A 10222-nucleotide genomic window follows, 5' to 3' on the forward strand; every position below is an offset into this window, starting at 1 on the left:
GGGGGCGGGAGCGGGACTGGACGGCCAGGGTTGCGGTCGCGGAATCCGCGGCGGGGGCCGGAGGGGTCGCGAGGTCGGGGAGACCGGCACTGACCGCCTTGCGGGTCCGACCGATCGCGCGACGAGACAGCGCCCACTGCAGGCCGTATCCGATCGCGAACACCATCAGCGTGAAGATCAGCGCCATCGCGGCACCCTGGTCCGGCGCATAGAGCTGTGCGGAGCGCGGGTTGATCATCGCGTAGATGTACATCGACAGCGGACGGGACGACGGGGTGGCCAGGAACGCGGGAAGCGTGAACTCGTTGGTGCCGAGGATGAACATCTGGATCCAGACGGCCATCACGGTGGGCATCAGCAACGGAGCGATGATGCGGCGGAACCCCTCGAAGCGACTCGCCCCGCTGGTGAGCGCGGCCTCCTCCAGCTCGGGCCGGATCTGCAGGGTCGCGCTGTACGACGAACGGTAGGCGATCGACACCCGATACGAGTAGGCGATCACCAGCGCCAGAAGGGTCCCCGCGATCGGGATGTAGGGGTTGATCACCATGAAGGTGAGGAACATCGCGAAGCCGGCGATGGTCGCGGGGATAGCGACCGACGACGAGGCGAACAGGTCCAGGGCCTTCACCCAGCCGGTCTTCTTGCTGCGGGCGATGCCGTAGGCGAGGACCGTGGCGAACACGACCGCGATCGTGGCGCTGCCGCCCGCGATGAGGACCGTGCGTCCCAGCGACACCCAGAACTCCGGATCCGCGAGCACCACCCCGAACGCACCGAAGTCGGTGCTGCCGAGCATCGCATCGATCGAGAACGCCACCGGATAGGGCGTGATCGCCGCCCACAGCAGGGCGAGCAGCGGGAGGATGCCCGTGAGCAGCACGAACACGGCGACCAGCAGCATGACCGGGATCTTCCACGGCCCCATCCGCATGGTCGACGGCCGGAAGCCCTTGCCCGAGACCGATGCCCTGCGCTCGGCATTGCGGGTCGCGCGGAGATAGACCGCGAAGGCGATGGTGGTGATCACCAGGAACACGAGTCCCCACGCGGCGGCCAGGCCGTACTGCGGCAACTCACCCGCGTTGGAGCTGATGAGCGTCCAGAGCTTGAGGGCGAAGATGTTGCGCCCGGACTCCTGACCGAACAGCAGCGGAACCTCGAGACTGCCGAGGCCGAGGATGAAGGTGAGCACGGTCACCCCGAGCAGGCCCGGCCAGAGCATCGGCAGGGTCACCCGTCGCAGCGTCTGCGGCCAGGAGGCCCCGGACACCCGCGCGGACTCCTCGAGCGAGCCGTCCATGTTCGTCAGGATGGGCACGATCATCAGGTAGGGGAAGGTGACGTTCGTGAGCGCCTGGATGAAGATCATCGTCGGGAAGGCGTACGGATCGATCGGCACGTCGCTCGCGAACGGGAGCAACCGCAGCAGCTGGTTGAGCACCCCGGACTCGGGCGAGAGCATCAGCAGGTAGGCCTGTGCCTTCACGATCGGCGGGATGATGTACGGCACGATCACCAGCACCGAGATGAGGCGACGCCACGGCGCATCCGTGCGCACCGTGACCCACGCCAGGCCGAAAGCCATCAGGAGCGTGAGGAGCGTCGAGCCGCCGACGAACGCGCCGGTCGCGCCGAGCACACCCCAGAAGTCCTCGCGCAGCTGCCACAGGGTGACGAAGTTCTCGACGCCCCATTTCGCCGACGAGACGCCGAAGGGCAGGAACGGACCACGGAACGCGGTGATCACCTGGACGATCAGCGGTACCGCGAGAAGGATGAAGATGACCGCGCCCGAGACGATCATCGCGATCGTCATCGTGGTGGGACGCTTTCGCCCCGTGGTCCGTCCTGCCTGGAACATCGTTATCCGTTCAGCGCCTTGTCGGCGGCGTTGATCATGGCCTGCCAGTCGTCACGAGTGGCCTGCGTCTCGGTCTCGGCCCCGTTCTCGAGGCCGAGCAGCAGTGCGTCGGAGTTCGTCTTCATGAGCCCGGTGGCCTCGGCGAACGTCGCAGCGGGAAGCCCGGCGAACGGTACCTGGGTGCTGGCGAAGCGCTCGTCCGTCATGCGGAGGTCGATCCAGTCCGGGTCGAACGCGTTCCACAGGGTCCACAGCGCCGCGCCCGGCTTGTTCTTGGCGTCGGAGTTCACACCGGAGAACTGCGCCCAGACGCCGGCGTGCTCGAACGGCGAGACCTGGAGCGCCGGGTTCGGGTTGAAGAGGGTCTGGTTGAGGGCGATCGGCACGTCACCGCTCGACAGCGGAGCGCCCTGATCCTCGAGCAGCTTCAGGTTGCCGGACGACATGAGGTCGCCGATCAGGTCGACCATCTTGTCCTCCCCCTCGGCCATCCCGTATCCGGCGAAGACCACCGCGTTGTAGCCGGCGACCGACACCTTGTCCTTGTACTCGGGGTCGAGGAGACCGTCGAGCGTCTCGGGCACCGACTCGACCTTCTCGGTGTTGTACTGCATGAGGGTGCCGTTGATGCTGTCGGGCATGAGCTCGGGCGCACCGATCGTCAGGTACTCCGCGGGGACGCCGAAGCTCTCCCAGTCGACCTTCTCCCAGAACCCCTCGTCGTACATGGCCGCCATCGAGGTGATCGAACCGGACACCACGTCGGTGTTGCGGGCACCGGTGGCCTTGGCCGAGATGATCGCCGAGGACAGGTTGTAGGTCAGACCCCGGGTCTCGACCTTGATGTCGGGGAAGCGCTCGTTGAACTGCGCGATCACCTCGGGCGCCAGCTCGTACCAGTCCCAGATGACCAGCGTGCCGCCATCGGCCTTCTTCGCCTCTTCGTAGAGGGTGTCGAGCTGCTTGTCGATCTCCGGCCAGTAGTCGTCGTAGAAGTTCTCGCAGCGCGTGATCGCGCCGATCTCGACGGCGTCGCAGACGGCCTCGGCGGCGTCGCCCTTCAGGGCGCTGTCGCCCCCGGTGGCTTCGCTCGGCGTGCTGCATCCGCTCAGCGCGAGTGCGAAGACCGCCACGACGGCGGTCGCTCCCAGTGTTCTCTTCATGATCTGAATGTCCTCTCTGACATCAGGAATGTGATCTTCGGGTGTGGTGCGGGGTTGCGTCATGCAGCCAGCACGCGGCAGGCGTGCGGGACGAGTTCGAGGAAGACCCTGCCGCCCTCGGGGGGTGTCGCCAGCGGTGCTCCGCGGCCGACGATGGTGCCGACGGACTCGCCCTCGGCGAGCACTTCGGCCTCGTACTCGACGATCTCGCCGAGGAACTCCACCCGCACGATGCGGACGGGAACGACGTTGGGACGGTCGGCGTCGGTCTCGTGCCAGCGCACGGTTTCGGGGCGGAAGGTCAACGTGACCTCGTCGCCCGCCGAGACCTCGTCCGGCACGGGCGTGCGCAGCCGGGTCCCGAAGGCCTCCAACACCGCGTCACCCGCGCCGTCGCGATCGATCACGAGGGCGGCGATCATGTTCGCGCGACCGACGAAGTCCGCCACGAAGCGGTCGGCCGGCTGATCGTAGAGCTCCCGAGGGGAAGCCTCCTGCACGATGCGCCCGCCGTTCATGACGGCGACGCGGTCCGACATCGACAGCGCCTCGGACTGATCGTGCGTGACGTAGAGCGCGCTGATCCCGAGGGTGCGCTGCAGACTGCGCAACTCATTGCGCATGGTGTCGCGCAGCTTCGCGTCGAGGTTGGACAGCGGCTCGTCGAGCAGCAGCAACCGCGGACGGTGGGCCAGCGCCCGTGCGAGAGCGAGGCGCTGCTGCTGGCCGCCCGACAGTGCGGTGGCCGGACGCTGGGCGAGGTGATCGAGCTGCACGAGCTCGAGTGACTCCATCGCCCGCTTGCGCGCCTCCTGCTTGGGAAGACGGGAGCCGGCCACCTGGAGCGGGAAGATCGCATTGGCGAACACGGTCATGTGCGGCCAGATCGCGTAGTTCTGGAACACCATCCCGATGTCGCGCTTGTCGGGCGACACGTGCGCGGTGCCGGTGGAGAGCACCTCGCCGTCGAGTGAGATGACCCCGCCGTTGCTCCGCTCGAGCCCGGCGACACAGCGAAGCGTGGTCGTCTTGCCGCATCCCGACGGGCCGAGGAGGGAGTAGAACATCCCGGGCTCGATCGTGAACGTGACGTCCTTGACCACGGGAACCGCGGCGCCGTCGAGCTCGTAGTCCTTCTTGAGGGCGTCGACGACGAGTCTTCCGCCTCCGGATTTCGCGGTCATCGGAACCCTCTCGTCGTTCTTCATTCTGGATTTTGGATCCACTGCGATCGCCACCATCATCGTCCCTCTCTCACGACGGATTCCACTGTCTGCGGGGCTGCCGGCGCACCCCACGGCCGCGGCTTCTCGAAGAACACCACGACGATCGCGCACACCGCGAAAGCGACGGCCGACAACAGCAGCGACTGCGACATGGCCGTGGCCAGCCCGCTGCCGTCCTCCGCCGACAGGTCGCTGCCGGGGTGGATCGCGCCCGGCACGAAGCCCGAGATATGCAGGGCGAGCGTCGCGTTCATCAGGACGGCCAGCAACGCCGACCCGATCACGGAGCCCATCTGCCTGGTCGTGGAGTACACACCCGATCCCGCTCCGGCCTGCGTGTGCGGAAGGTTGCGGGTGGCCGTCGACGCCAGAGGTCCGAACATCCCCGAGACACCGATCCCCAACAGGGCGGACGGGAGCAGCAGGAGCCAGAACGGGGCATCGAGCGTCATCGTCGCCGCGTACCAGACCATGGCCGCCGCCGAGACGACGAAAGCCGCGAACGTCACCCAGCGCGGCCCGACCCGGTCGCTCAGCTTGCCGACGAACGGGCCGAGCACCCCCGAGACGACGGCCATCGGCGCGAGCATGAGTGCGGCCAGCGTCGGGTCGAGACCCCGGCCGACCTGGAAGTAGAAGGCGAGCGGCACCGGCATCGCCGTGATACCGACCCCCACCAGGAAGATCGTGGCGTTCGCGACCGAGAAGTTGCGGTCACGGAACAGCGCGAGCGGCATGAGCGGTTCGGCGCGATTGACGCGCTGCCAGACGACGAAGAGCACGAGCAGTACGACCCCGGAGATGATCAGGCTCCACACCGTGATCGGTCCGAGGATCACACCCCAGTCGTAGACCTCACCCTCCTGGATGCCGAACACGAGAAGGAAGAGACCGACGCCGGACAGCGTGACGCCGAGCCAGTCGAACCGGTGCGGGTGTCCTTCCAGGTCCGGCACCAGACGCCAGGCGACGAGGAACGCGACGATCCCGACGGGCACGTTCACGAAGAAGATCCACTCCCAGCCCACCGTGTCGGTGAGCACGCCGCCGAGGATCGGACCGACGAGCGTCGCGAGCCCCCCGACCGCGCCCCAGGCACCCATCGCCTGGCCGCGTCCGCGCGGAGGGAAGACCCGCGCGATGATCGCCATGGTCTGCGGCGTCATCAGCGCCGCACCGAAACCCTGCACCGCCCTGGCCGCGATCAACATGCCGATGCTGTCGGCCAGACCGCACGCGAGCGAAGCGAGGGTGAACACCACGAGACCGATGAGGTAGACGCGCTTGGGCCCGAAGCGATCGCCGAGCCTGCCGGTGATCAGCAGCGGGACGGCGTAGGCGAGGAGGTAGGCGCTGGTCACCCAGATGACCGTGGTCAGGTCGGCGTCGAAGGCCGCGAGGATGACCGGGTTGGCGATCGCCACGATCGTCGTGTCGACGAGGATCATGAAGAAGCCGATGCACAGCGCCCACAGGGCCGGCCAGGGCCTGACTGTCTGAGTCATGGATCACTTTCGGGAGGGATCGTCGCGGAGGGTATGGGAGCGGGGATTCGGCGTCCGCCCTGCAAGCCCCTTATGCGCAGGGCGGGCGCCGAAGTTCCGGGGTGCCGGGTGTCAGCCGTCGGCGGCGGGGATGCCGATGACGGGCTCGCCCAGTAGCGGGGTCGAGACCGCGTAGATACCGTGATTGGCGAAGAGCCAGATCAGGTTCCGGTCCCACTCGACGAAGATCCCGTGCACGGGGGCGGCGAGGTCATCATCGTCCTTCAGACCCATCGGAGGCACGAAGTAGGCGCCGACCTGCGGGTTCTCGGGATCGCGCACGTCGAAGATCTGCAGCCCCGCGGCGTAGAACGCGTAGGGGACGACGCCGCCGTGCGGGGTTCCGGTGTTCGTGAAGTACCCCGAACGCTTCGGGCCGAACGAGCCGCGGCGCTGTGCCCAGTCGGTGAACGCGGCCTCTGCCGGCGGCGTCGGGCGGGGCAGAGTGCGCACCACCCGCGGATTCGTCGGGTCCGACACGTCGATCTGGTAGATCTCCTTGGCCGGCTCGTAACAGTCGGTGTTCATCGGGTAGCCCGAGACGTACACGTACCCGGTCTCCTCGACCTGGGTGGTGTCGACGTTGTCGCCTTCGGTCCCGGCGACGCTCGTGGGCAGCGGGCACCATCCGACGTGATGGATGTTCGTCGGATCGGAGACGTCGAGGACGAAGAAGCCCTGACCCCCCTGCGCGGCGTAGGCGTAGCGATAGCCCGACTCCACGGAGCGGGGCATGAAGACGCCCATGCGAGAGCCGAACCAGCTCGTCTTGTTGTTCCAGCGGTCGTTGTCGGCGAGGTACTCGGAGTCGGCCTCCTCGCCGGCGCGGGATCCGGGCACCCACCAGGTCGAGAGCAGTTCGGGCTTCGCGGGGTCGGAGACGTCGTACGCTGCATGCCCCGCCGTCCACAGCGTGGTCTTGTACGGCTGGTTGATGAACGTGTTGTCGGGCGCGGTCGCCACGAAGAGGTACTTGTCGCCGTAGTAGACCGGCAGGTCGAGGACGCCGTTGCCTTCCTGGATCTCGTCCGGCCCGTGGTTCGGATCGGTCGAGACCTCGGTCAGGAGCGTCCACTCCCTCGGGCTGGGTCCGTTCATCTCCCAGGTGCGGAAGCCGCGCAGGCCCTCCCACTCCTTCAACTGGCCCTCGACGGTGTCGTCGATCCACTTGTTGGCGACCCGCCCCTTGAGGAAGTACCGCGGGGTCTCGCTCGCCTGGATGGCGATGTGCTTCCCGAGCTTCTCGTTCCACTGCACCGTCGTCGCGCCGAACTGCGGACGCGGATCATCCCACCCCCACTGCTCCTCGTCGACGATCGTGAGGTCGCGCGGGTCGGTGATGTCGTACAGCTTCCAGTGGTTGCCACCGCCGTAGTGCAGCATGAGGCGTCGGCCATCCCAGTCGTAGATGCACTGCCAGGAGTGGCTCGTGTTCACCACGATCGGGTAGAACGCCTCGGCGGTCGCATTGAACGTGTACGTCTCGGGGTCGCGATAGTCGAGCTGACCGGGCCAGTCGACGAACACGTCACGCGGGACGGACGGCGTGTGCGCCGGCGGCAGAAAGGTCCCGTCCGGCTGCATACCCCAGGTCGAGGGGTCGGGATCGGCCGGTTCCCCCGCGACCCGGCGGAAATCCTCCGGGCGGTACTTCTTCGCGTCGGGCACGTAGGGAGAGCCGGCCATGTCGCCTCCATTGGCTGAATCGGGTGAGATCGTCACGACGTCGTGTCGTCCTCCTCAGATTCACCCTGGAGAAGCGATGCTGTCCAATATCCATACGGGTCAGAGCTATGACCATTCGGGCATATCAGCCGAGCGGTCGGGACTCCGTCAGGGCGTACTCGCGCTCGAACTCGGCAAGCCGCGCGCCCTCTTCGCGCAGATGACTCAGAAGCGCGGACGCCGCCGGCGACGGTGCCCGATCCTTCGGCAGCGTCACTCCGACCGATCGACGGATCGAGCTCAGGGGGGTGGGCAGGATCCGCAGCTCGCGGTCGTCGACGGCGATGAACATCGGCAGCGCCGCGATCACGTCGGTCGAGATCAGCAGAGTCCGCAACGTCAGCATCGACGTGCACTCCACCCGGTCGGGCGGCAGCGGCAGCCCTTCATGGAAGAACACCGCTTCGAGCTCGGCGCGCAACGCGGTCTGAGCGACCGGGAAGATCCAGGGGTACGCGAGCAGCTCGGCGAGCGAGTTCGCCTTGACACCGCCGAGCACGGGATGCCCCGCGCGAGCGACCAGACGTATCGGCTCCTGGTGCAGCCGCTCCTGCTCGAGACGGACCGGGACCGTCGGCGAGAGCCGTCCGACCGTGAGATCGAGGTCACCTGCGAGGAGAAGCTGCTGCAGGGTGTCGGGCGTCCCTTCGCGCACGACCACCGTCAACCGCGGATGCTCGACCTTCAGCGCGGCGATGGCGCGCGGCAGCAGCAGGTTCGATCCGGCGAGATGCGTGCCGACCGTGACGGTGCCGAGCTGACCGGACTGCAGCAGCCGCACCTCTTCACCCGCGGCGCGCAGCTCGGCGAGCACCGACCGGGCGCGCTCGATGAACGAGTCACCGTACGGCGTCGGCTTCACGCCCCGGGGCATCCGCTCGAACAGGGGCACGCCGAGCACCTCCTCGACCTCACGGAGCCCTCGGGTGACCACGGGCTGCGTGATGTGCAGCGATTCGGCGGCGCGCACCAGGGTGCCCTCGTCTGCGATGGCGGTGACGAGGACGAGGTGGCGGATCTTGACCCGTCCGTCGAGCAGTCGATCGGTGACCATGATCGGGACTATAGCCGTACGGGCATGGCAGTGCATCAAGAGAGTATTTGTCGGCATCCCTCGAACCTTCCTAGCCTGAGCCCATGCCTTTCGAGACGATGACGCCTCCCCTCCGTGCTGCGGAGCAGGGCCAGGCGCCCCGCGCGATCCACAACATGATCGCCGGCGAGCGCGTGGAGGGAATCGCCACCTTCACCAAGATCAGTCCGGTCGACGGTTCGGTCGTCGCCGAGGTGCACGAGGCCGGCACCGAACAGGTCGATCGTGCGGTGGCGGCCGCCCGTGCCGCGTTCGACGGCCCTTGGGGGCGGATGACCGTCGCCGAGCGCGCCCGCCTGCTGCGCGGAGTGGCCGACGCCATCGACCGCCGCGCCGACGAACTCGTCTCGGCCGAAGTGGGCGACACCGGCAAGCCCGAGACCCTGGCCCGCGACCTCGACGTGGCCCGGGCCGCAGCGAACTTCCGATCGTTCGCCGACACGGTCTCGACCGCCGGGCTCGACTCGTTCCTCACCGAGCTGCCCGACGGCCGCCGCGCCCTGAACTACGCGGTGCGCAAGCCGCTGGGCGTCGTCGCGGTGATCGTGCCCTGGAACCTGCCGCTGCTCCTGCTCACGTGGAAGCTCGCACCCGCTCTCGCCACCGGGAACACCGTCGTCATCAAGCCCTCGGAGGAGACGCCCTCCTCCGCGACCCTGCTCGCCGAGATCCTGGCGGAAGCGGGGATCCCCGCCGGGGTGGTGAACGTGGTGCACGGCTTCGGCGCCGACTCCGCCGGCGAGGCGCTCACGACGCACCCGGGCATCGACGGCGTCACCTTCACCGGCGAATCGTCCACCGGATCCGCGATCATGCGGGCCGTGGCGCCGCGCGTGCGCCCCGTCTCGTTCGAGCTCGGCGGCAAGAACGCCGCGCTCGTGTTCGCCGATGCCGACCTCGACGCGGCCGTCGCCGGGCTCGCCCGCTCCACGTATCTCAACACCGGCCAGGTGTGCCTGTGCACCGAGCGCATCTACGTGCAGCGCGCGGTCTTCGACGACGTGGCAGCCGGACTCGCCGAGCACGCCGCCCGCCTGCGCCTTGGCCGTCCGGAGCAGCCGGCCACGACCACCGGGCCCCTCATCTCGCAGGCCCACCGCGACAAGGTCCTGTCGTACTTCGACCTCGCCGTCGCCGAGGGCGCGACCGTGCTCGCGGGCGGGGGCATCCCCACGCTCGGCGATGGACTCGACGGCGGATCGTGGATCGAGCCGACGCTGTGGACCGGCCTCGACAACAGCCACCGCACCGTACGCGAAGAGGTGTTCGGCCCGGTCGCCGCCCTCATCCCGTTCGACACCGAGGAGGAAGCGATCGCGCTGGCGAACGACACGGACTACGGACTGGCCGCCGTCACCTGGACGACCGACCTCACCCGCGGACACCGCGTCGCGCAGCAGATGCGCACCGGCATGTCGTGGGTCAACACCTGGTACCTGCGCGACCTGCGCAGCCCCTTCGGCGGGGTCGGGCTCTCCGGCATCGGCCGAGAGGGCGGCCACCACTCGCTCGAGTTCTACACCGAGCCGACGAACGTGTGCGTGCAGCTGTGAGCACCGAGCACGACACCGACGCCGTCCGCGCCGCCGACGAGCGGTTGCGGCGGG

At 68.1% G+C, this 10222-nt stretch carries 7 protein-coding genes; 1 reads left to right on the top strand and 6 read right to left on the bottom strand.

The genetic code is table 11. The annotated features are described in order from the left end of the window. The 6 genes from L978_RS16905 to L978_RS16930 all read right to left on the bottom strand — a co-directional run. On the bottom strand, positions 1-1864 hold a 1864-nt coding region (locus L978_RS16905), incomplete at its 3' end, for an ABC transporter permease (protein ID WP_047524462.1). 2 nt (positions 1865-1866) lie between these two features. After that, positions 1867-3027, bottom strand: a complete 1161-nt coding sequence (locus L978_RS16910) for an ABC transporter substrate-binding protein (protein ID WP_047524463.1) — start codon at positions 3025-3027, stop codon at positions 1867-1869. 59 nt (positions 3028-3086) lie between these two features. Continuing rightward, positions 3087-4211, bottom strand: a complete 1125-nt coding sequence (locus L978_RS16915) for an ABC transporter ATP-binding protein (RefSeq protein ID WP_047524467.1) — start codon at positions 4209-4211, stop codon at positions 3087-3089. Positions 4212-4267: 56 nt separating this feature from the next. After that, entirely contained in the window at positions 4268-5758 is a 1491-nt protein-coding gene (locus L978_RS16920; RefSeq protein WP_047524464.1) for a DHA2 family efflux MFS transporter permease subunit, read from the bottom strand. Positions 5759-5869: 111 nt separating this feature from the next. Next, complete coding sequence (locus L978_RS16925; RefSeq protein WP_052193830.1) at positions 5870-7483, bottom strand: LVIVD repeat-containing protein; 1614 nt, start codon at positions 7481-7483, stop codon at positions 5870-5872. Positions 7484-7607: 124 nt separating this feature from the next. After that, positions 7608-8576, bottom strand: coding sequence for a LysR substrate-binding domain-containing protein (locus tag L978_RS16930; RefSeq protein WP_047524465.1), 969 nt, complete (start codon positions 8574-8576; stop codon positions 7608-7610). 83 nt (positions 8577-8659) lie between these two features. Here L978_RS16930 and L978_RS16935 point away from each other — a divergent pair, with 83 nt between their 5' ends. Further along, on the top strand, positions 8660-10168 hold the full coding sequence (locus L978_RS16935) for a 2-hydroxymuconic semialdehyde dehydrogenase (protein ID WP_231555091.1): 1509 nt from the start codon (positions 8660-8662) through the stop codon (positions 10166-10168). The last annotated feature ends 54 nt before the right edge of the window (positions 10169-10222 follow it).

This window comes from Microbacterium sp. ZOR0019, assembly GCF_000800925.1.
Classification (GTDB): Bacteria; Actinomycetota; Actinomycetes; order Actinomycetales; family Microbacteriaceae; genus Microbacterium; species Microbacterium aurugineum.

Bases quoted from the DNA above. Each gene is read 5' to 3' on its own strand.
- L978_RS16935 (WP_231555091.1), top strand. From the start codon at position 8,660: ATGCCTTTCGAGACGATGACGCCTCCCCTCCGTGCTGCGGAGCAGGGC.
- L978_RS16925 (WP_052193830.1), bottom strand. From the start codon at position 7,483: ATGGCCGGCTCTCCCTACGTGCCCGACGCGAAGAAGTACCGCCCGGAG.
- L978_RS16930 (WP_047524465.1), bottom strand. From the start codon at position 8,576: ATGGTCACCGATCGACTGCTCGACGGACGGGTCAAGATCCGCCACCTC.
- L978_RS16920 (WP_047524464.1), bottom strand. From the start codon at position 5,758: ATGACTCAGACAGTCAGGCCCTGGCCGGCCCTGTGGGCGCTGTGCATC.
- L978_RS16915 (WP_047524467.1), bottom strand. From the start codon at position 4,211: ATGACCGCGAAATCCGGAGGCGGAAGACTCGTCGTCGACGCCCTCAAG.
- L978_RS16910 (WP_047524463.1), bottom strand. From the start codon at position 3,027: ATGAAGAGAACACTGGGAGCGACCGCCGTCGTGGCGGTCTTCGCACTC.